This window comes from Pseudoxanthomonas sp. GW835-FHT14C01, assembly GCF_058793715.1.
Map to the genome: position 1 here is coordinate 1359573 of NZ_JBXAGB010000001.1, position 22014 is coordinate 1381586.

The 22014-nt window shown below is 67.4% G+C and carries 19 protein-coding genes and 1 tRNA gene; 12 read left to right on the top strand and 8 right to left on the bottom strand.

Going from position 1 to position 22014, the window contains the following annotated elements; genetic code table 11:
- Positions 1-65: 65 nt before the first annotated feature.
- Positions 66-800: an ABC transporter ATP-binding protein gene (locus AC1Q5B_RS05950; RefSeq protein ID WP_492630790.1), complete on the top strand. Its 735-nt coding sequence runs from the start codon at positions 66-68 to the stop codon at positions 798-800.
- Positions 797-3298, top strand: a complete 2502-nt coding sequence (locus AC1Q5B_RS05955; RefSeq protein ID WP_492630791.1) for an ABC transporter permease — start codon at positions 797-799, stop codon at positions 3296-3298. Before AC1Q5B_RS05950 ends, AC1Q5B_RS05955 begins: the two co-directional genes overlap by 4 nt.
- Before the next feature lie 118 nt (positions 3299-3416).
- Here the strand turns inward: AC1Q5B_RS05955 and AC1Q5B_RS05960 are convergent, their stop codons facing one another.
- From AC1Q5B_RS05960 to AC1Q5B_RS05975, 4 genes are all read right to left on the bottom strand, one after another.
- Complete coding sequence (locus AC1Q5B_RS05960; RefSeq protein WP_492630792.1) at positions 3417-4640, bottom strand: RtcB family protein; 1224 nt, start codon at positions 4638-4640, stop codon at positions 3417-3419.
- 150 nt (positions 4641-4790) lie between these two features.
- The gene (locus tag AC1Q5B_RS05965) at positions 4791-5912 is read right to left on the bottom strand and encodes a slipin family protein (protein ID WP_492630793.1); all 1122 of its coding nucleotides are present in this window, start codon (positions 5910-5912) and stop codon (positions 4791-4793) included.
- Positions 5913-6339: 427 nt separating this feature from the next.
- Positions 6340-6409: transfer RNA gene (locus AC1Q5B_RS05970), tRNA-OTHER, on the bottom strand.
- 433 nt (positions 6410-6842) lie between these two features.
- A complete protein-coding gene (locus AC1Q5B_RS05975; RefSeq protein WP_492630794.1) occupies positions 6843-6968 on the bottom strand; it encodes a hypothetical protein in 126 nt (41 codons plus the stop codon).
- Positions 6969-7115: 147 nt separating this feature from the next.
- On the opposite strand from AC1Q5B_RS05975, the gene AC1Q5B_RS05980 reads away from it, so the two are divergent.
- The 4 genes from AC1Q5B_RS05980 to AC1Q5B_RS05995 all read left to right on the top strand — a co-directional run bounded on the left by AC1Q5B_RS05980 (position 7116) and on the right by AC1Q5B_RS05995 (position 10170).
- On the top strand, positions 7116-8198 hold the full coding sequence (locus AC1Q5B_RS05980; RefSeq protein ID WP_492630795.1) for a class I SAM-dependent methyltransferase: 1083 nt from the start codon (positions 7116-7118) through the stop codon (positions 8196-8198).
- 3 nt (positions 8199-8201) lie between these two features.
- On the top strand, positions 8202-8909 hold the full coding sequence (locus AC1Q5B_RS05985) for a pseudouridine synthase (protein WP_492630796.1): 708 nt from the start codon (positions 8202-8204) through the stop codon (positions 8907-8909).
- Positions 8906-9598 carry an HAD family hydrolase gene (locus tag AC1Q5B_RS05990; RefSeq protein ID WP_492630797.1) on the top strand — a complete coding sequence of 231 codons (693 nt, stop codon included), beginning with the start codon at positions 8906-8908 and terminating at the stop codon, positions 9596-9598. The genes AC1Q5B_RS05985 and AC1Q5B_RS05990 overlap by 4 nt, the downstream gene beginning before the upstream one ends.
- A gap of 119 nt (positions 9599-9717) precedes the next feature.
- Positions 9718-10170: an REP-associated tyrosine transposase gene (locus AC1Q5B_RS05995; protein WP_492630798.1), complete on the top strand. Its 453-nt coding sequence runs from the start codon at positions 9718-9720 to the stop codon at positions 10168-10170.
- Between the two features lie 118 nt (positions 10171-10288).
- Here the strand turns inward: AC1Q5B_RS05995 and AC1Q5B_RS06000 are convergent, their stop codons facing one another.
- The 3 genes from AC1Q5B_RS06000 to AC1Q5B_RS06010 are packed head-to-tail and all read right to left on the bottom strand — an operon-like array spanning position 10289 to position 12052.
- The gene (locus AC1Q5B_RS06000) at positions 10289-10849 is read right to left on the bottom strand and encodes a DUF1415 domain-containing protein (protein ID WP_492630799.1); all 561 of its coding nucleotides are present in this window, start codon (positions 10847-10849) and stop codon (positions 10289-10291) included.
- The gene (locus tag AC1Q5B_RS06005) at positions 10842-11324 is read right to left on the bottom strand and encodes a YajQ family cyclic di-GMP-binding protein (protein ID WP_492630800.1); all 483 of its coding nucleotides are present in this window, start codon (positions 11322-11324) and stop codon (positions 10842-10844) included. The genes AC1Q5B_RS06000 and AC1Q5B_RS06005 overlap by 8 nt, the downstream gene beginning before the upstream one ends.
- 29 nt (positions 11325-11353) lie before the next feature.
- Entirely contained in the window at positions 11354-12052 is a 699-nt protein-coding gene (locus AC1Q5B_RS06010) for a DUF2306 domain-containing protein (protein WP_492630801.1), read from the bottom strand.
- Between the two features lie 77 nt (positions 12053-12129).
- On the opposite strand from AC1Q5B_RS06010, the gene AC1Q5B_RS06015 reads away from it, so the two are divergent.
- Both AC1Q5B_RS06015 and AC1Q5B_RS06020 read left to right on the top strand, forming a co-directional pair.
- Positions 12130-13014 carry a DMT family transporter gene (locus tag AC1Q5B_RS06015; RefSeq protein ID WP_492630802.1) on the top strand — a complete coding sequence of 295 codons (885 nt, stop codon included), beginning with the start codon at positions 12130-12132 and terminating at the stop codon, positions 13012-13014.
- 30 nt (positions 13015-13044) lie between these two features.
- On the top strand, positions 13045-13593 hold the full coding sequence (locus AC1Q5B_RS06020) for a DUF1453 domain-containing protein (protein WP_492630803.1): 549 nt from the start codon (positions 13045-13047) through the stop codon (positions 13591-13593).
- A 118-nt stretch (positions 13594-13711) separates the two neighbouring features.
- Here AC1Q5B_RS06020 and AC1Q5B_RS06025 read toward each other — a convergent pair whose 3' ends face one another.
- A complete protein-coding gene (locus AC1Q5B_RS06025; RefSeq protein WP_492630804.1) occupies positions 13712-14347 on the bottom strand; it encodes an OmpW/AlkL family protein in 636 nt (211 codons plus the stop codon).
- A 314-nt stretch (positions 14348-14661) separates the two neighbouring features.
- Here AC1Q5B_RS06025 and AC1Q5B_RS06030 point away from each other — a divergent pair, with 314 nt between their 5' ends.
- The 4 genes from AC1Q5B_RS06030 (at position 14662) to AC1Q5B_RS06045 (ending at position 21995) form a co-directional block, all read left to right on the top strand.
- The gene (locus AC1Q5B_RS06030; RefSeq protein WP_492630805.1) at positions 14662-15111 is read left to right on the top strand and encodes a DUF1801 domain-containing protein; all 450 of its coding nucleotides are present in this window, start codon (positions 14662-14664) and stop codon (positions 15109-15111) included.
- Between the two features lie 5 nt (positions 15112-15116).
- Positions 15117-16151: a LacI family DNA-binding transcriptional regulator gene (locus AC1Q5B_RS06035; RefSeq protein WP_492630806.1), complete on the top strand. Its 1035-nt coding sequence runs from the start codon at positions 15117-15119 to the stop codon at positions 16149-16151.
- Between the two features lie 241 nt (positions 16152-16392).
- Positions 16393-19398 (top strand): beta-phosphoglucomutase, encoded by a 3006-nt coding sequence (pgmB, locus tag AC1Q5B_RS06040; RefSeq protein ID WP_492630807.1) that lies wholly within the window; start codon positions 16393-16395, stop codon positions 19396-19398.
- Positions 19395-21995, top strand: a complete 2601-nt coding sequence (locus AC1Q5B_RS06045; RefSeq protein WP_492630808.1) for a TonB-dependent receptor — start codon at positions 19395-19397, stop codon at positions 21993-21995. Before pgmB ends, AC1Q5B_RS06045 begins: the two co-directional genes overlap by 4 nt.
- Positions 21996-22014 lie beyond the last annotated feature (19 nt).

Here is a 22014-nt window from a genome sequence, read left to right on the forward strand (position 1 = left end):
CACGGACGGCCCCATACCTGTTCAAATTAAGAAACATTTAATCCGTGCTCCCGATGATTCGCGAAATGACCGACGAGACGATCATGGCCGACGCCAGCAGACTCCCCCCTGAAGCCATCGCCCGCCACGCCATCCTGGACGTGCAGGGCCTGGGCAAGCATGTCGCGCTGCCCGATGGCGCACTGACGATACTCGACGACATCGGCTTCCGCATCGAACACGGCGACACGGTCGCGATCGTGGGCGCCTCGGGCTCGGGCAAGAGCACGCTGCTCTCGCTGCTGGCCGGCCTCGACGTGCCCAGCACGGGCGCGGTGACGCTGGATGGCGAGCGTCTGTCCGACATGGACGAGGACGGCCGGGCGCGCGTGCGGGGCGACAAGGTCGGCTTCGTGTTCCAGAGCTTCCAGTTGCTGCCGTCGCTGACCGCGCTGGAGAACGTCATGCTGCCGCTGGAGTTGCGTGGCGATACCGATGTCGAAGGGCCGGCGCGGCAGATCCTGCAGAAGGTCGGTCTCGGCCAGCGCCTCGGTCATTACCCGCGCCAGCTGTCCGGTGGCGAGCAGCAGCGCGTCGCGCTGGCGCGCGCATTCGTCACGCGGCCGTCGTTGCTGTTCGCGGACGAGCCGACAGGCAATCTCGACACGCATACCGGGCAGGCGATCATCGAACTGCTGTTCGCGCTGAACGCCGATGCCGGCACCACGCTGGTGCTGGTCACGCATGACGACCACCTCGCGGCACGCTGCCGGCGCCTCATCCGGCTGGATGCCGGTCGCCTGCAAGGCGCCGCCGCATGAGGACGCTGGCGCTGGCATGGCGCCAGTTGCGGCGCGACCTCGCCGCAGGCGATATCCGCATCCTGTTCGCAGCGCTGGTGCTCGCGGTGGTCGCGGTCACATCGGTCGGCTTCGTCACCGATCGCGCCGAGCGCGCGCTGGCGATCGAGGCGAATCGCCTGCTGGGTGGTGACGTCGTCGTGCGTGGCGATGCGCCGCCGACCGATGCCGTGCGCGCGTTGGCGAAGGCGCCGGGCCTGCGTGTCACCGAGACGCAGGAACTGCAGAGCATGGTCCGTGCGGGCGAGTCGCTGTCGCTGGGCGACCTGCGCGCGCTGGGCGAGGGCTTCCCGTTGCGCGGCAGCTTCCGCGTGGTCGACCGCACCGGCGGCGCCGAGCGCGATGCCGGCGGCATTCCCGCACCGGGCACGCTGTGGATCAGCCAGGCGGGCGCGGAAACACTGGGCGCCAGGCCGGGCGACGAGATCGGCATCGGCACGCGCACGCTGAAACTCGCGGCGCTGGTCACGCAGGAGCCGGACGCGGCGCTCGACTATTTCAACGTCGCACCGAAGGTGTTCCTCAACCTCGCCGACCTGCCGTCCACGGGCCTGGTGCAGGAAGGCAGCCGGCTGCGCTATCGCCTGGTCGTCGCGGGCGATGCGGCCGCGGTCGAAACCTTCACCGCCGCAGTGAAGCCGCAGCTCGCCCGTGGCCAGCGCATGGAGACGATCCAGGACGCGCGGCCGGAAGTGCGCTCGGCCCTGGATCGCGCCAGCCGCTTCCTCGGCCTTGCGGCGCTGGTGTCCGTCGTGCTGGCGGCGGTGGCGGTCGCGATGGCGGCGCGCCGGCACAGCGAGCGCCATCTGTCGGGCACGGCCGTGATGCGTTGCCTGGGTGCGCAACAGCGCACGCTGGTCGGCATCCATGTCGGCGAACTGGTCCTGCTGGGACTGGCGGCCTGCACGGTGGGCGTCCTGATCGCGTTCGGCCTGCAGTGGGGCATCGGCCGCTGGTTGCAGCAGTCGCTGGAGATCGATATTCCGCCAGCGGGCGTGTTGCCGGCCCTGCAGGGGTACGGCGTCGGCATGATCGTGCTGCTCGCCTTCGGTGCGCCGCCGGTGCTGGCGCTGCGCCGCGTACCCGCCTTGCGTGTGCTGCGGCGCGACCTCGACCGTACCGAGCCGAGCGCCTGGCTGGTCGCTCTGACCGGCTTTGTCGGCCTCGGTGCGCTGCTGTGGTGGAAGGCGGGTTCGCCGGCGCTGGGCACGGCGATGCTGGTCGGCATCGTCGGGACGCTGGCGGTCCTCGCATTGCTGGCATGGGTACTGATCGTGCTGGTGCGCCGCCTGCGTTCGCGCCTGCGCGGCAGCCTGCGCTATGGTCTGGCGAATGTCAGCCGGCGCGCGGGCACGTCCATCGCCCAGGTGTCGGCGCTGGGCCTGGGCCTGATGGCGCTGCTGCTGCTGACCTTCGTGCGCACCGACCTGCTCGATCGCTGGCAGCTGGCGCTGTCCGCCAGCGCGCCGAACCGCTTCATCATCAACGTGCAGCCGGACCAGGTGGATCCGGTGAAGACCTTCATGCAGGGGCGTGGCCTGTCGGCGGTCGAGCTGTACCCGATGATCCGCGGCCGCCTGGTCGAACTCAACGGCAAGCCCACCAGTGGCGCCGACTACGAGGAAGCCGACGAACGCACGCAACGTCGCGCCGACCGCGAATTCAACCTGTCGATGGCCGCCACGCTGCGCGACGACAACAAGGTCACCGCCGGCGAGTTCTGGACGGGACGCACGCCGGCATCGCCGGAACTGTCGGTGGAAGAGGATTTCGCCGAAGGATTGGGCTGGAAGCTCGGCGACCAGGTCGCCTTCGATATCGCTGGCCAGCGGTTCGAAGGTCGGATCACCAGCCTGCGGAGCGTGGACTGGGAAAGCTTCCGGCCGAACTTCTTCGTCGTCGCCTCGCCGGGCGCGCTCGATGGCTACTCGGCCAGCTACATCACCGCGGTCAGCGTGCCGTCGGGCGATGCCGCCTTCACCCGCGAACTGGTCAACCGGTTCCCGAACCTGTCGGTGATCGACGTGGAGGCGGTGCTCAACCAGGTGCGCAGTACGGCGGAGCAGGTCTCGCAGGTGGTGCAGGTGGTGTTCTGGTTCTCGCTGGCGGCCGGCCTGCTGGTGCTGATGGCGGCGGTGAGCGCGAGCCAGGACGAGCGCTTGCTGGAAGGTGGCGTAATGCGCGTACTCGGCGGCAGCCGACGCCAGTTGCGGCTGGCGCAGGCGTCGGAGTTCGCGGCCATCGGCCTGCTGGCGGGCCTGGTCGCGGCGATCGCAGCATCGGTGTTGTCGGGCGTGGTCGCCACGCAGGTGTTCGACCTGCCGTGGAAGGCGAACTGGCAGCTGGCCGCCATCGGTGGCGGCCTCGGCATGCTGGCCGCGCTCGGCGCGGGCCTGTTCGCGACGCGCAAGGTGCTGGACGCGCCACCATCGGTGACGCTGCGCGAACTGCAGGGATGATGCATCCGCCCTTGTGGCAGCGACGTCAGTCGCGATGGGCTACCGGTAGAGTCTCATCGCGACTGGCGTCGCTCCCACAACGGCAAGAACGATCCGAAAAAAAGGGGCGAGCCGAAGCTCACCCCTTGATGCACACCACCTGGCGCAGTGTGTGGACCACTTCGACCAGGTCGGACTGCGCGGCCATCACCGCGTCGATGTCCTTGTAGGCGGCCGGCGATTCGTCGATCACGCCGGCGTCCTTGCGGCATTCGACGTGCGCCGTGGCCTCGCGGTGCTGCGACAGCGTGATCTGCTGGCGCGCCGCGGTACGGCTCATGACACGGCCGGCACCGTGGCTGCAGCTGTGGAAGCTGTCGCCATTGCCCTTGCCGCGCACGATGAAGCTCTTCGCGCCCATGCTGCCGGGGATGATCCCCAACTCGCCGGCACGCGCGCTCACCGCACCCTTGCGGGTGACCAGCAGTTCCTCGCCGCCGTGCGTCTCCTTCTGCACGTAGTTGTGGTGGCAGTTGACTGCCATCTTCTCCAACTGGAACTTCGGCAGGCGGTGACGCATCTCGGCCAGCACGCGCGCCATCATCGCCTCGCGGTTCTCGCGGGCGTAGTCCTGCGCCCACGACACGGCCTCCACGTAATCGTCGAACAGCGGTTCGCCTTCCATGAAGAACGCGAGGTCCTTGTCCGGCAGATGGAAGCCGAGCACGCGATGCTCCAACTGCCTGCGTGCCTGCTCGATGAAGTAGGTGCCGATCAGGTTGCCGGTGCCGCGCGACCCGCTGTGCAGCATCACCCACACGGCATCGCTTTCGTCGAGGCAGAGCTCGATGAAGTGGTTGCCGCCGCCCAGCGTGCCGATCTGGCAGCCGAGCTTGTCGGTGCGCACCTTGCGGTGCTTGGCCTTGATCACGTCCAGTCGCTCGACCAGCCCGGATTGCGCGATGCGCGTGCCGATGCTGTCGGGCAGCTTCCAGTGCTCGCCGCCGCGGCCGTTGCCGACCGGCACGCTGCGCTCGATGCCCGCGCGCAGTTGCGCCAGGCTGTCGGGCAGGTCCTTGGCGCGCAGCGTGGTACGCACCGCGGCCATGCCGCAGCCGATGTCCACACCGACCGCGGCCGGGATGATCGCGCCACGGGTCGGGATGACCGAGCCCACCGTTGCGCCCTTGCCCAGGTGCACGTCGGGCATCACCGCGACCCATGGGCCGACGAAGGGGATCGCCGCGATGTTCTGCAGCTGCTCGTGGGCCTGCTGTTCCAGTGGCACGCCGCGCACCCAGCCCTTGATCGGCGTGGCGGTGTGCTCAGCATGCAGCAGTTCGAATCGGGATTGCATGTTCATGTGTTCACTCCATTGAAAGGATAAAGCCCCCTCCCCCGTTCACGGGGGAGGGTTGGGGTGGGGGCGGGCACGTTCGCGGTCGATCCGTTTCCCGGGCTTCGTTTGCCCCCATCCCAGCCTTCCCCCGCATGCGGGGGAAGGGGCGGTGCGTTACTGCTTCAACGTCACCAGTTGCTTCAGCACGCCATCCAGGCCGCCGAACACGGTGAGCTTGTCGATCTTCTCGGTGACCTTCTCCAGCGCCTCGAGCTCCTTCAGGCGCATCAGCACCGGGGACTCGTCGATCAGCTTCGCGGTGTTGAGCAGGGAACGGGTGGCGTTCGCCTCCTCGCGACGACGGATCACGTTGGCTTGCGCCTGCTTCTCCGCCTGCACCACCGCGTTGAGGATCTCCTTCATCTCGCCCGGCAGGATCACGTCCTTCACGCCGACGCCCAGCACCTCCACGCCGAGGCCGGCCAGCTGGCCGCGCACGTACGCGAAGATGTCGGCGTCCAGCGAGGCCTTGTCGCCCAGCAGTTCGTCCAGCGTCTTGGCGGAGACCGCCTTGCGCAGGCCGTACTGCAGTTCGCGGTAGACGAAGTCGCCGACCTTGGCGACCTTGGTGCGCGCGGCCACCACGTCGGTGACGCGGGTGCTGGCGGCGAGGTTCACACGCAGGCTGACCTTGTCGCGGGTCAACAGCTCCTGGCCCGACACCTCGATCGTCTGCACGCGCAGGTCGACCACATCCACCGCCACGTTCTTCCGGAAATTCCAGAAGGCGTAGCTGCCCGCCGCGAGCGTGCGCTCGAGCTTGCCGTCGATGAACACCAGGCCGGCGCACTCCGCCGGCACCTCGGCCACGACCGCCAGCTTCGACAGCGTGCCCAGCTGGCGTAGTCGACGCGCGACGGCGGCGTCCACGTCCAGCGAGGCCAGCGTCACCGCCTGCACGTCGACCTTCACCAGGCCGATCCAGTACAGGCGCCGCGTGCCGGGCGGCAGCACGTCTTCCAGCTTGCCGTTCTTCAGCACCAGGCCGACCTGATCCACCCCGATGTCGGCGCAGACGAAGGTCTCGCCCAGGCGCTCGCCCAGGCCGACGATCAGCGCGTCGACGTCGTGGCCGCTGTATTCCGGCGTGGCGATGTTGAAGAAGCGCACCTCGGTGCGACCCATCGGGTCGAACCAGCGGTATACGCCGGGTGCGAGCACGCGCTCGAACCGACGGTTGCGATACACCAGGCCGCGCTCGCCGTCACCGATCACGACCCTCTTGGTCCAGAACATGGCGTTGTTCTCCTTGTTGGCTCTGGTGGTTCGATCCAAGCTGGAAACCTCGTCGTGGAGGATCGAACGCCACGACGAGGGAGATGTCGACGGCGGGAGCCGCCGACGGAAAAAGGTGGAAACGCCCCTGGACGGCGGCGGTGCGGACAGCCGGCGCTGTCGGCGGAGGCATCGTGGCGACGACGCGATCCGGAGATCGCATCGAACGTCGCGCGCATCCGCGTCGAGGGCGCGGTGCCGGCACCGTCGCCGCTGCGGCGTGTCGTCTTCCTGCAGTCCATCGCGGAAAGACGCCGCGCCGCACGGGGCGTTTCCTGGGTGGGACTTGCGTCCCAGTGTCCAGATTTACAGTCTGGTGTTGGAGCGGGAGTCGAACCCGCGACCGTCGGAATCAACTTCCGATGCTCTATCCCTCTGAGCTATCCAGTGGTGGACGAACCGGATTCGAACCGGTGGCCAACGGCTTGCGCCGCTGCTCTGCCGCTGAGCTTTCGTCCGATCGAGGAGCACCGTCTCCCACACTTCGGCATACGCCACGGCAGCGCCGCGCGCACCGGACGGGATGACAACCCGTACCGCTGTAGCGTGTTCGATCGATGTTCCTCATTGCCGGCTGTCGCCAACCGGCAATGCGTGCAGGCGCCATGCGCCCATGTGGTGTCCATTCACCGCGCCGCTCGCGTCGAAGCATCACAACGCAGCGCACATGCGCCAGTCGCAGCCGCGCCCCTGCCTCGGGGCGCGCGGACGCGCTACCCGGATGCTCCAGGGCGGAAAGAAACTTCCGTGGTGGAATGGAGGGAACCTGGTCGATGCATGCGCATCCTCCGCGAACGCTGAAAACAAAACGCCCCCGGGTGTTGCGACCCGAGGGCGTTCGCGTTCCTCGGGAGATCGGGGTGGCCGATCTCCCAGGGAGTCAGCCGGATGTCAGGTATCCAGGTGCCGTGCGGATTCGTTGCCGGGCTTGGCATCGAAGGCATACGCACGCACGCGCAGGCCGCAGCGCGATGGCTGCAGGTCGAGCGTGTTGGCGGTGTCGTATGCGGGCTTCATGGAAATCGGTCTGGTGAAAAAACAGCCGCAGGGGCCGAAGGCCGCGCACGATACGCCGGTTGTTTTGTTCGCGCAACACTTTTTTAATTTTGTTTTACGCAGCCGATGAGCGGTGTCGGAAACGGCCACCAGTGGCCAGCCGCTAGAATGGCGTCCTCCTTCCCATCGCGTGCCGCCGTGGCCTCCCGATTCTCCGATCCCGCGCTCGACGCATTGATGCTGCCCTTCGCACAGGGTCTACTCACTTGGCCCTCCGGGCCGGTGCTGTTCCTGCGCGCGCGCGATGGCGCCGCGTTGCGTCAGTTCCCGCTCGCACAACTGGTCTGCGAACAGAGCTTCCGTCCGGATGCCGAATTGCTCGAGCGCGCGGGACTGCGCGTCGTCGCCGACGCCGCCTCGGAGGGTGCGCGCTATCCACTCATTCTGGTGCTGCCGCCGCGACAGCGCGAAGAAGCGCGTGCGCTGCTGGCGCGTGCGGTGCAGCTCGCCACGCCCGGCGGCATCGTCGTTGCGGCGATGACCAACAACGAAGGGGCGAAGTCGGGCGAAGCCGACCTGAAGCAGCTCACCGGCATTGCGGGGACGTTGACCAAGTTCCATTGTCGTACGTTCTGGACGCGCGCGCTTGGCGGAGGCACGGATGAGGCGTTGCTGCGCCAGTGGTCGTCACTCGATGCGCCACGCCGCATCGAAGGCGGCCGTTTCCTGAGTCGTCCCGGCGTGTTCGCCTGGAACCGCATCGATCCTGCCTCCGCATTGCTGGTCGAATGCCTGCCGGCCGACATCGCCGGGCATGGCGCCGATCTCGGTGCCGGCTGGGGCTTCCTGTCGCTGGCGCTGCTGGAGCGTTGCCCCGGCATTACGGCACTGGATCTCTACGAAGCCGAGGCACGCGCCCTGGCGCTGGCGAAGGAAAACCTGGGTGCGGCGGCATCCTCCGCGCGCATCGATTTCCGCTGGCACGACGTGACTGGCGGTCTGCCGGAGCGTTACGACTTCATCGTCAGCAATCCCCCGTTCCACACGCAGAGCCGCGCGGACCGTCCCGACATCGGTCAGCGCTTCATCACGGCCGCCGCGGCCGCGTTGAAGCCGGGCGGGCGGTTGTGGCTGGTCGCGAACCGCCACCTGCCGTACGAGCAGACCTTGAACGAGAGCTTCGGCGAGATCCGCGTGGCCGGCGAGCGCGATGGCTTCAAGGTGATCGCGGCCACGAAGGCGAGGCGCTGACGCATGAAGATCGTCAAGCACATCGCCAACCTCGGTTACGGCAGCCGCAAGCAGGTGCAGTGGATGTTCCGCGAAGGCCGCATCACCGATGCCGCCGGCGAGGTGCTGTACGCCGACGATCCGGTCGATCACGACGCCATCCGCGTGGACGGCGAACCGCTGGATCCCGCGCCCGGCGTGACCCTCCTGCTGCACAAGCCGGTGGGCTACACCTGTTCGACCAAGGACACCGGCCGCATCGTCTACGATCTGTTTCCGTCGCGCTTCCGTGACCGCTCGCCGGTGCTGTCGACGGTGGGTCGCCTGGATCGCGAGACCAGCGGTCTGCTGTTGCTCACCGACGATGGCGCGCTGCTGCACAGGATCATCTCGCCGAAGGCCAACCTGCCGAAGGTCTACGACGCCACGCTGGCGCAGGATCTGCGCGGCGACGAGGGTGCGATCTTCGCCAGCGGCACGCTGATGCTGGAATCCGAGCAGACGCCGCTGGCGCCGGCAGGGTTGGAGGTCGTCGATCCACGCCACGCACGCCTGACGCTGACGGAGGGTCGCTACCACCAGGTGCGCCGCATGTTCGCCGCGGTCGGTAACCACGTCGAGGCGCTGCATCGCAGCCGCATCGGCGGTTTGACGCTGGACGACCTGGCCCCGGGCCAGTGGCGCATCCTCGACGCAAGCGACATGCAGCGGCTGTTCGGGACGTCAGCATGACGACGCCGGTGTCGCTGCCGTTCACGCCGGCGGCGGTGATCTTCGACATGGACGGGCTGATGCTGGACAGCGAGCGCGCGATCATCGGCTGCCTCGCCGAGGCCGCGCGCGAACTCGGCCACGACCTGCCCGAGGTGCTGTGGCTGTCGATGGTGGGCCACAGCGAAGCCGTGTGCCGGCACCTGCTGGACGAAGCCATCGGCGAGGCGCAGCGCGACCTCGTCCTTCAGCGTTCGCACGTGCTGTACGACGCGGTGGTCGCGGCCGGTGTTCCCCATCGCCCCGGTATCCTCGCGATGCTGGATTTCCTCGATGTCCGCGGCATTCCACGCGCCGTCGCCACCTCCACCAGGCGCCCGCTGGCGCTGCGCAAGCTGGAGGCGGCGGGCCTGCTGCCGCGGTTCGATGCCATCTGTACCAGCAGCGATGTGGAGCATCCCAAGCCCGCGCCGGACATCTACCTGCTGGCGGCGACGTCGCTGGGCGTCGATCCGGCACAGTGCCTGGTGCTCGAGGATTCGCCGACCGGTGTGCGTGCCGCGCTGGCGGCCGGCATGTACCCCATCCAGATACCCGACCTGCTGGTACCGGACGACGCCGTGCATGCGCTCGGTCATACGATCCTGCCGTCGCTGGATGATGCGCGGTTGCTGCTGGCGCAGCGATTGGCATCGTCTCTAGATATCTGATGTGGGAGCGACGTAAGTCGCGAAGCCTTTGGCTTGAATTCCGAGCCCTCTTCGGGCAAACCGCTGATGGTGATTCCTTCGGTGCTTGTCATGCTCGTCTCTTTCACGGGAGCGTTGGCATGTCGGGATACTCTGAGTTAAGGAAAGGCCGCTTCTCGGAGCCGGGCCAAGCCTACCTGGTGACATTCACCACAGCCGATCGCCGTCCGCTGTTCGAGCAATCGGAGCTAGCGAACTACGCCTGTCAAACCATCACCGCAGCGCGGCTCTGGTATCGGTCGCGGCTGCTGTGCTGGGTGTTGATGCCGGATCATTGGCATGGTGTGGTCGAACTGGGGTCGATGGACGATCTCTCGACCGCTATTCAGCGAGTGAAGTCCAATAGCGCCAGGATGATTCGCTTTCAATATCCCGATACTGGACCTGTCTGGGGGAAGGGTTTCCACGACCGCTCATTGCGTAGTGGCGCTGCCGTCCTGGCGGCCGCACGTTACATCGTGGCCAATCCGCTCCGTGCCGGCCTTGCGCGAAGCGTGGGGCAGTATCCGTGGTGGGACGCGGTCTGGCTTTGATCATTCCGGCGATGGAGAAACAAAAGCATCGCGACTTACGTCGCTCCCACACCCAACACCCCCGCAACGGACATCTCCGCACCCAACATCCCCAAACCCCATGTCACGGGCAGCCTCGTTACTCCGCGAACAGCTTCGTCCACCCCGCATGCCCCAGCGCATCCAGTGTCTTCACGTTGCGCTCGACGATCACGTCGGGGTCCGGGAAGGCGTCCACCGCGCGGTCGATGCTGGCTTCGCGCAACAGGTGCAGGGTGGGGTAGGGCGAGCGGTTGGTGTAGTTGCCGATGTCGTCGGGCATCGTGCCGGCGAACTGGTAATCCGGATGGAAGCTGGCCACCTGGATCACGCCCTGCAGGTCCAGCGCTTCGACCGCGGCATCCGCGTTGTCGAGGAAATCGTTGTAGTCCAGGAAGTCCGTCAGTACGTCCGGGTGCACGATCAGGGTGGTGTCGATCTGCTCGGGATCGGTGTCGCGCAACAGCACCAGTTCTTCCGCCAGCTCCTCCAGCAAGGCCTCGGGCGTGCTGGCGTCGCTCAGCACGAAGCGGACCTGCTGCTTCACGTACACCGCCTTCGCGAACGGACACAGGTTCAGGCCGATCACGGCGCGCTCCACCCAGCGACGGGTCGCGTCGATCGGGTCGCCGCCCTCGGGCAGGTCCGTTGTATCAGTCACGGAAGTTGTCGAACTGCAGCGGCAGCTCGAACTCGGTCTTCTTCAGCAGCGCGATGACGTCCTGCAGGTCGTCCCGTTTCTTGCCGGTGACGCGCAGCTTGTCGCCGTTGATCTGCGCTTCCACCTTCAGCTTGGCGTCCTTGATGGTGACGACGATCTTCTTAGCCAGCTTCTGCTCGATTCCCTGCTGGACGGTGATCTTCTGGCGCGCGCCGGCCAGGTTGGTCTCCACGTCGCCGAACTCCAGGCAGCGGGCGTCGATCTGGCGGGCGATCAGGCGTGCGCGCAGGATGTCGGTCATCTGCTTGAGCTGGAAGTCGCTGGGTGCGGACTGGGTGATCAACTTGTCTTCCAGCACGAACCTGGCATCCACGCCCTTGAAGTCGAAGCGGGTGGAGAGCTCGCGGTTGGCCTGGTCCACGGCGTTGGTCAGTTCGTGGACGTTGACTTCGGACACGACGTCGAAAGAGGGCATGGGGCATTCCTGTAGCGGGGCGCGGGATTCTACCGTGCGCCGGGAAGCGGCACCGCCTCTGCCGAGGGACGCGTGCGGGTGGATCGCCACAGGCCCGCCAGACGACGGACGGCTTCGCACGCGAGCAAGGGCACGATCCAACTGCACCAGAGCAGCGTCGCGATCAGGGTCGGCGACGGCGCGAGTCCACCGGCAATGGCGAGGGGCAGCGAGAGGCGGAAGATGATCGGGGCCAGCGTTACTGCGTAGTTCCGCGTCATCCAGCGCTGATGGCGTTCCACTGCGCCGCGGAGGATGGCGGCCAGGCCGGCGAGCGCAGTGGTGAGCCAGGCCAGCGCGGTCGCGGCGAACGCCATGCGGATGGCGAACGGTGCGGGCGAGGTGGCGATCAGGCCCGTGGCCCCGGTCGCGGCGACCAGCATGCCGACCAGATAGACGCGGCCGGTCACGCGATGCAGGCGAGGATGGCGCCGGCGCCACTGGGTCATGAACTGCACCGGTCCCAGCAGCACGGTGGCGAGACCCCCGGCGAGGTGCAGCCACAGCCAGCCCCGCCGCGCCATGAACATGCTGTAGGCGGACGAATCGAGATGCCGGTACTTGCCGTACGCGGCGAGCAGGAACTCGAGGCTGGCGATCGCAAGCAGCAGCCACAGGCCGGCCCAGGCGAGGCGCAGGGCGAGGCGGGGGCCTGGCGACGCATCGATACCTGAAGTGCTCGCTGTCATCGGCCTGCCTGCGCGGGTGGGTGCGCGCAGGGTAGCGCACGCCGGCGCAACGCTACCGCACGGGGCGATAATGGCGCATGTCCGCTGCCCGTCCCTCGCTCGCCCCCGCCGTCCTGCTGATGTTGGCGGCCGTGCTCATGTTCGCCCTGATGGACGCCGGCCTGAAGCTGTTGTCCGCGGACTATCCTCCGCTTCAAGTGGCGGCGCTGCGCGGGCTGTCCTCGTTGCCGCTGGTGACGCTGTGGGTGCTGGCGACGGTGCCGGCGCGTTCGTTGCTGCGCGTGCACTGGCCCTTGCACCTGCTGCGCGGCGCGCTGGGCGTCGCGATGATGGCGGGTTTCGTCTACGGCCTGCGCACCATGCCGCTGTCCACGGCCTACGCGATCACCTTCATCGCGCCGCTGCTGGTGACCGCGATGGCCGGTCCTTTGTTGAGGGAACGGGTAGGGCCGGCGCGCTGGACGGCGATCGGTATCGGCCTGGTCGGCGTGCTGGTGATCCTGCGGCCGACCGGCGATGGCATGCTGACGGGAGGCGGACTGGCGATCCTGATCGCCGCGTTCTGCTATGCGATGGGAGCGGTGACCGTGCGCATGCTGGCGCAGCGCGACAGCACGCAGGCGATGGTGTTCTGGTTCGTCGTCATGCTTTCGGTGGTTGCGTGGTTGCTAGCCCTGCCGACGTGGAAGCCGTTGCATTCCGCGCATGTCTGGATCATCGCCGGCGTCGGCGTCTCCGGTTCGCTGGCGCAGGTGGCGTTGACCGAAGCCTTCCGTCGTGGCGAAGCCTCGCTGATCGCGCCACTGGAGTACACCGCATTGCTGTGGGGCGTGCTGCTGGACGTGGCGCTGTGGTCCGTGTTGCCGGACGGCATCACCTGGATCGGCGCCGGCATCATCGTCGCCAGCGGGTTGTACCTGCTGCGGCGCGAAAAGGTCCACGTGGAAGCGGAGCATCCCTGACCTCCACCGGTTTTGCGGCATGATGCGGACATGCCCATCATCCTCGTCCTGCTGTTCGTCTTCCTGCTGCTCGCGCTGTGGGTGGTGCTGCTGCCGCTCTCGCTGTGGCAGCGCTACCGCTACGGCCGCGCGCGGCGCATGGCGCGGCGCTGGCTGCTGACGCTGAATGCGTGGAGCCTGCTGGTGTCGGTCGCGCTCTTCGTCGCAGTCAGCGCCTTCGGGCTGTTCTGGTGGCCGGACAGCCTGGTCGGTGCGGGAGCGGGGCTGGCGGCAGGCAGCCTGCTCGGTCTGCTCGGTGTTTGGCTGACCCGTTGGGAGGTCGCGCCGCAGGGTGTGTTCTACCAGCCCAATGCGTGGCTGGCGCTGCTGCTGGTGGTTATCGTGGCCGGCCGCATCGTGTGGGGCGCGCTGCAGATGGCGCAGTACTGGCGTTCGGACAGCGTGCCGGCCACGCATGCCTTGCTGAGCGGGCATGGCAGCCTGCTGGCGGTGGGTGGCCTGTTGCTGGGCTATTACCTGGTCTACGCGTGGTGCGTGAAATGGCGCGTCGCCCGGCTTGAGCGGCTGCGCGGGCGCTAGCCTCGTCGGTCGGCATCGCAGCCGGCGGGTTGCGGAGCAACGGAGCGGGTTCCGCTCCACCGAAAAGAGGCGGCGGACCCGGAGGTCCGCCGCCGTATCGACGCGTTGGAGCGATGGATCAGAAACGCGCGCCGATACCCACACCCACGACCCACGGGTCGATCGTCAGTTCCTCACCGGTACCCTGGCCGCCGACGCGCACGCCGGCGTCGCCCTTCATGTAGCGCGCATCGGCGCGCGCGAACCAGGTTTCGTTGATGTTGAAGTCCATGCCCGCCGTGGCGATGGCGCCCTTGGCGGTCTCCAGACCCACGTGCGCACCATCACCCCCGATGCTCTCGTTGCTGAAGTTGGACTCGTAATAGCCCAGGCCCACGAACGGACGCATCACCTTGTCCGGGGCGCCGAAGTGGTACTGGCCGCTCAGCGCGATCGGCTGCTGGTCGACAGTGCCGATCTTGCCCGGGCCATCGGCCTTGACGCGATGATTGAACTTGTCGGCGGCACCCCACAGTTCCACGGCGATGTTGGGGGTGGCGTACCAGCTGGCGCTGATCACCGGCGCCACGTCACCGTCGATCTTGAGGCCCGGGGCCGGATCGCGATCGGGCTTGAGGATGGCGGCGCCGCCGACCACGGCGAAGCGCTTGTCGTAGGCGGAAGAGGTGGCGTCGCTGGACGCATCCTGTGCGAGGGCCGCGGGGGCGGCGACCAGAGCGGCAAGGGCAATCGTGAGGGTTCGAATGGATTTCATGCAGGAATCTCCTGTGTGTTGTTTTCTTATGTTCCCGTTCGTGCGATGCGATGTGAGGCGTCATCGCCGTCAGGGCGAGCGCACCGTAACCATCCGTGCATGAATGTTCGCTACGCCGCGACGTGAACCAATCGACAATGCAAGCGTCATGCGACGCTGATGGGCGGGTATTTCACGGCGCGTGCATGTCGCTGAGCCTGCAAGCGGTGGTTGTTCAGCGATTCCCGCGACGGCACGCGCCGCCATCCCGTCGGCGCGATGCATGACGCGGCCCGCCGGCTGCGCTACTGTTCGCGCATCAAGGGGTGGTCATCATGGCGAGCAGCGCGGCGAAGACAGTCGACGAGTACCTGGCGGAGCTGCCGGAACAGCGGCGTGCGGTGGTGTCGTCGGTACGCGACCTGGTCAACCGGCATGTGCCTTCCGGCTATGTCGAGACCATGAACTGGGGCATGGTGTGCTGGGAAATCCCGCTGTCCCGTTATTCCACCACCTACAACAAGCAGCCGCTGTCCTATGTCGCGCTCGCCGCGCAGAAGCAGTACTACGCGCTGTACCTGACCACCTGCCATGAGAATTCCGCGCAGGACGTGGTGCTGCGCAATGCCTATGCGGACGCCGGCAAGCGGCTGGACATGGGCAAGAGCTGCCTGCGCTTCAAGGCGCTGGACGACCTGCTGCCGGATGTCATCGGCAGGGTCATCGCGTCGACACCGGTGGATGCGTACATCGCCCGCTACGAAGCCAGCCGCGCACGGACCTGACCTGCATGCCTCCTGCCAAGCCCAAGTCGCGGACCGGACGCGCCACGACGGATCTGCCATCGCCCGGTAGCCATCTGACGATGGCGGACTTGGCGAAGGTGGCCGGCGTATCGGCGATCACCGTGTCGCGTGCGCTGCGCGACAGCCCGCTGGTCAATGCGGAAACGCGCGAGCGTGTGCGCCAGGTCGCGCAGCAGTACGGCTATTCGTTCAACGTCAGCGCGCGCAACCTCAAGCTCCGCCGCAGCATGACGGTGGCGGTGGTGGTGGAAATGAAGCCCACCGTCGAGCGGCAGATGTCCGGGCCGTATCCGCTCGACCTGCTCGGCGGCATCACCCAGGAACTCACCTCCACCGGCTACAGCGTGCTGCTGACGTCGCTGCAGGGGGGCGCATTACCGAACGTGCAGGCGGCCGACGGCGTGATCCTGCTCGGCCAGGGTGCGCACGAAGACGCGATGCACGAAGTGCAGCGCTGGGGCCGGCCGATGGTCGTCTGGGGCGCGGTGAGCCGTCACGAGTCGCAGGTGGTCGTCGGCAGCGACAACCAGCGTGGCGGCGCGCTGGCGGCGGAGCGCTTCATCGCGCTGGGCCGGCGGCGGCCAGCCTTCCTCGGCGATCCGGCGCACGGCGAGTTCGCTGAACGCCTGGAGGGTTTCGCGGGCGCCCTGGCCCGGCACGGCATCACGCCGCTGACGCCGACCGTCGCCAGCTTCACCGTCGGTGCGGGCGCGGAGGCCGTGCACGCGTTGCTGGAAGCGAACCCGCAGGTCGACGCACTGTTCGCCGCCAGCGACCTGTTGGCGATCGGCGCCATCCGCGCGCTGATCGAGCGCGGTCGGCGCGTGCCGGAAGACGTTTCCGTGATCGGTTACGACGACACCCCGCTCGGCGCCACGTATGTGCCGCCGCTTACGTCGGTGCACCAGAACTTCATCGATGCCGGCGTGCTGCTGGCGCGCAAGGTGCGCGCCCTGATCGAGGGCGAAGCGGCGGCATCCGAGACCCTGCCGACCCATCTGGTCGTCCGCGCCACTTGAGCGCATGACGGTGCTGCATCGCAGCGGCCGACCGGTGGACATCCGGTATCCGCCAGGTGACGGGAAATGCCGCTCAAGCTGTTGAGCAGGAAAGGATTTTTGCGCGATCCACGATGCCCTGGCGGCATGCGGAATGCCATCGAGGTGTGAGTTGATATCGATAACTTGACATCGATAACAATGGCTCCTAGCGTCGCCCCGCCCTGGCCTTGTCGGGGTGGCCAGCACAACGGGAGCGGGGATGTCGGTGGAATTGCAGCAGGCGGCGATGGCGGATGGCGAGGTGGGCGGCCGGACCGATCCCTGGCGACTCACGCAGCGCGGATTCGATCCTGCACGCGCCTCGCACGACGAGACCCTGTTCGCCCTGGCCAACGGCACGCTGGGCGTGCGCGGTGCGCTGGAGGAAGACGACAGCGCCAGCGACGGCACCTTCCTGTCCAGCGTGTTCGAACAGAACCCGATCCATTACCACGAGCGCTTCCCCGGCTTCACCCGCAGCACCGACACACGCGTGCCGGTGGCCGAGGGCAAGCACATCCGCCTGCGTCTGGGCGATCAGCCGCTGCGGCCGGCGGAAGCCGACTGGCTCGACTTCGAGCGCACGCTCGACCTCGCGGCCGGCGCGCTGGAGCGCCGCCTGCGCCTGAAGACACCGCAAGGCCATACGCTTGAGATCAGCGCGCGACGCGTGGTGCCGCTGGCCGAGCGCGCACTGCTGGCGATCCGCTTCGAGGTAGCGTCGGTCGACTACGCCGGACCACTGACGCTGGCCTCGTCCATCGAAACCGGACGGCAGGCGATCGAACAGGGCGACGATCCGCGCATCGGCGTGCACGGGGGCAAGGACCTGCAGGTCGCGGACGAACACACCGATGCCGACACGGCCCGGCTGACCCAGCGCACCCATCACAGCGGCGTGTCGCTGGTCTGCGCACAACGGCATCGTGTGTCGCCGGGCCTCGTTTTCGAGGGAGCGGCCAGCGGCAACGGACGCGTCGAGCAGCGGTTCGCGGCGACGCTGACGCCGGGCGCATCGGTGGTGATCGAGAAATTCGTCGCCTACGGCGACGGCAACGGTACCGCGGCCGATGGCGTCGATGCCGTGCTGGCGCGCGCGGGCTCGACGGGCTTCGACGCGATCGCTACGGCGCAGGCCCGCGCGATGCAAGCCTTCTGGCAGCGCGCCGGCCTGTCGGTGGACGGCGATGCCGCGGCGGAACTGGCACTGCGCTTCAACCTGTTCCATCTGCTGCAGTCGGCGGGTCGAGACGGCATCACCGGCACCGCGGCCAAGGGCATCACCGGCGAGGGTTACGAAGGGCACTGCTTCTGGGACACCGAAGCCTTCGTGCTGCCCGTGATGGCGTTCACCGCGCCGGAGGTGGCGCGCGCCATGCTGATGTACCGCTATCGCACGCTGGATGGCGCGCGCGATACCGCGCGGGCGATGAACCATCCACGCGGCGCGCTGTATCCGTGGCGCACCATCGCCGGCCGCGAATGTTCCGCGCATTACCCGAGCGGCTCGGCGGCGTACCACATCAACGCCGCCATCGCGTACGGGATCGGGCTTTATCTCGACGCCAGCGATGATCTCGACTTCCTCAGCGAGGCTGGCGCCGAGATTCTTTTCGAGACCGCGCGCATCTGGCCGCAGGCCGGGCACTTCAATCCGCGCCTCGGCGGCGCATTCTCCATCCATGAAGTGACCGGTCCGGACGAATACACCACGCTGGTCAACAACAACTGGTACACCAACCGCATGGCGCAGCGGCACCTGCTGCGCGCCGTGGACGCGTGGCAACGCCTGTCCGCCGACCGGCCGCAGGCGCTGGCCGCGCTGGCGTCGCGCATCGGGCTGGACGCCGACGAGGTTGCCCTGTGGCAGCGCGCGGCCGATGCCATGCATCTGCCGGTCGACGCGTCGCTGGGCATCCATCCGCAGGACGACGATTTCCTCGCCAAGCCGCGCTGGCCGTTCGCGAAGCGCGAGGGCGCGCACCGTCCGCTGCTGCTCGACTACCATCCGCTCACGCTGTACCGGCACCAGGTCTGCAAGCAGGCCGACGTGGTGATGGCGCTGGTGCTGGCGGGCGACGGGATCGATGCCGGCATCAAGCGACGCGACTTCGATTACTACGAAGCCGTCACCACCCACGACTCGACGCTGTCGGCGCCGGTGTTCGGCATCCTCGCCAGCGAGGTCGGCCAGGACGAGAAGGCGTGGCGCTATTTCGACGCCAGCCTGCGCGTGGACTTGGACGACCTGCACGGCAACACCGACCACGGCGTGCACATGGCCGCGATGGCGGGCAGTTGGCTGGGCCTGGTGCAGGGCTTCGGCGGCCTGCGCGTGGTGACGGGACGACTGCGGTTCGCGCCCACGCTGCCGGCGGCATGGAAGGGATACGGCTTCAACCTGCGCTGGCGTGGATGCGCGCTGCGGGTGGACGTGGACGCGCGTGGCGTGCGTTACCGCCTGGATGAAGGCGATGCGCTCGCGTTCCACCACGCCGGCAGCGACGTGATGCTCAGGCAGGGCCGCGAAGCGGTGCTGCCGCTGGCCGTGCCGGCGCCGCCGAAAGCGACGTTCCCGCGTGGCTGCGATGCGCTGATCTTCGACCTGGACGGCGTGCTGACCGACACCGCGCACACGCACTATCGCGCGTGGAAGCGGCTGGCCGACGAGATCGACGTGCCGTTCGACCTGCAGGTCAACGAGCGGCTGAAGGGCGTGGACCGGATGGCGTCGCTGGAGATCATCTTGGAGCGCGCCCGCCGGACCTACTCGACGGACGAAAAGCGCGCGCTGGCCGACACCAAGAACGGTTACTACGTGCAGGAGATCGCGAGTGTCGGGCCGCAGGATCTGTTCGATGGCGTGCGCGAGGTGCTGGACGCCGCGCGCGCGGCCGGGCTGAAGCTCGGTCTGGCGTCGGCCAGCCGCAACGCGCCCGCGCTGCTCGACAAGCTCGGCATCGCCGACCGCTTCGATTACATCGCCGATGCGGGGCGCATCGTCCGCGCCAAGCCCGACCCGGCCATCTTCCTCGATGTCGCGGCCGCGTTGGGTGTGCCGCCGCACCGCTGTATCGGCGTGGAAGACGCTGCCGCCGGCATCGAGGCGATCCATGCCGCCGGCATGGCCGCCGTGGGTGTCGGCGATGCGCGCGCGCTGCGCCATGCCGACGCCGTGATACCCCGCATCGCCGACTTCGATCTGAGGATGTTCGTTTCACCTTGACCGCACGCGGCCACAGAAGCCGCGGTGGCAGGCGCCACTACCACAACACGCAGTACCTGGAGGGAGAGACCATGCAGTACCGCAAGCCGCACCTGATCCGTTATGCCCTGTCCGCCGCCGTCGCCGCGGCCCTCGCGCCCGCCGCCGTGCTGGCGCAGGACGCCGCGCCCGCCGCCGGCAAGTCCAGCGACGCCACCACGCTGGATGCCGTGGTGGTGTCCGGCTCCGCCTCCGGCGGCGTGCGCAAGCTGGAAGCCAGCTTCAACATCGTCACCGCCAACGCCGAGCAGATCAAACAGGCCAACCCGAAGAGCACGGCCGACCTGTTGAAGATCTCGCCCGGCATGTGGCCGGAATCCACCGGCGGCCAGACCGGTGCCAACATCGAGATCGCCGGTTTCCCGGGCGGCGGCGATGCGCCGTACTTCTCCACGCTGCTGATGGGTTCGCCGCTGTACGGCATGCCCACGCTGTCGTTCTTCGAGACCACTTCGATGTTCCGCCTGGACGACACGGTGGAATCCGTCGAGATCCTGCAGGGCGGTCCCTCGGTCGTGTTCGCCGACGGGCAGATGGGCGCCAGCGCCAACTTCTTCCTCAAGACCGGCACCGACGAGCCCTCCGGCAGCGTCGGCCTGACCTACGGCAGCGAAGGCCTGTGGCGCGTGGACGGCTTTTCCGGCTTCAAGGTGTCGGACAACTGGTACGGCAGCATCGGCGGCTTCTGGCGCGAGTCCGACGGCGTGCGCGACCCGGGCTTCAAGGCCGACAGCGGCGGACAGCTGACCGGCACGCTGTCGCGCGACTTCGACAATGGCCGCCTGACGCTGTACGCGCGTTACCTCAACGACAAGAACCAGTTCATCACGCCGATTCCGCTGATCCAGCGCGGCCGCGACAATTTCAGCGCCTATCCGGGCTTCGACCCGCTGAAGGACACCTACTACAGCCGCGCCATCCAGCACGTGCGCCTGCCCAACTATCCGGGCGGCCCGATCGATGCGGACCTGGCCGATGGCCGCGGTGCGGACGTGGTGTTCGCGGGCGGCAACTTCGACTACTCGTTCGGCAATGGCTGGTCGATCAGCGACAAGTTCCTGTTCACCCAGGGCGACATGGACACCAACGCGCTGTTCTCCGGCAACAACCCGGCGACGCTGCAGGACATGCTGTACAACCCGACTACGCCGGGCGGCTTCTCGAACCGCGACAATCCCGCAGACCGTATTCCGGTAGGCTCGGCCACCGCGAACTATGTCGGTGGCGGCGCGGTGCCGTTGTCGCAGAGCGTGATCCAGCAGGGCTGGTGGCATATCCACAAGGAGCTGAAGGCGTTCAACAACGACTTCCGCCTGAGCAAGGACCTGTTCGAAGGCAATACGCTGACCATCGGTCTGTACGTCAACCACTATTCGATGAGCGACAAGTGGTCCCTCGGCAACCAGATGCTGATGACCAACGAACCCAACGCCACGCCGATCACCGTCAGCTACGTCAATGGTGGCCAGACCTACCAGCGTACCGACAGCCAGGGCTTCGCGGACTTCGGTGGCTACCACATCGCGCAGAACGGCAGCGCCACCAACACTGCGCTGTACGTGTCCGACATGTGGCGCGTCGGCAAGTGGCTGCTGGATCTGTCCGGCCGCGTCGAGAACCAGGACGCCACCAGCAATGTCTGCAACCGCAGTTCGTCGGGTCCGGGCGGCCTGGATGGCAATCCCAACACGCTGTACGACAACAACGTGGAAGTCTGCAACGGTACGTTCGCGCGCAACACCTACGACAAGACCCATCCGGCGTTCACGGCCGGCGCGAACTACGCGTTCACCGACCACATGTCCGTCTACGGCCGCGTCAACACCGGTGGCCACTTCCTCGACTTCGACAACGGCATCCGCGGCACGACCAACGACAACTATCCGCCGATGCAGAAGATCCGCAACTACGAGGTGGGCTTCAAGTACCAGTCGCCGTTGCTGTATGCGGATATCAGCGCATACCGCCGTGTGTTCAGCGGCTTGCAGTACCAGCCGACCAATGGCTTGGGTACGCCGATCGGCGACCCGGCGATCTACGGTTCGGAATCGGTCGGCGTGAACTTAATCGGCGCACTGACTCCGATCGACAACCTTCGCCTGCAACTGGTCGCCAACTATCTGGATGGCGAGTACACCGACTACGACGCGACTGTGCCTTACACCGACATCAACGGCACGCAGCAGTACGCTCGCATCGAAGGCCAGCAGCTCCAGCGCCAGCCCAAGTTCCGTGCGATGTTCACGCCGAGCTATCGCTTCGACGCCAGTTGGGGCGACGTGACGCCGTACATCACCTACACCTACGTCGGCGACCACACGCAGGACCAGTCCGGCCTGCAGCAGCTGGGTTCGTACCAGACGCTGGACTTCGGCGTGACGGCGAACGTGGGCGACAACTGGCAGTTCAACCTGCGCGGCACCAACATGACCAACGAGCTGGGCCTGACCGAGAGCAACTCGCGCATCTTCGGTTCGGCCACCACGGCCGGCGGCGTGCTGCTGGCGCGTCCGCTGGAAGGCCGCGAGGTCAACCTGCAGGCCAAGTACAGCTGGTGAGCGCGGCAGGGGACGCCTC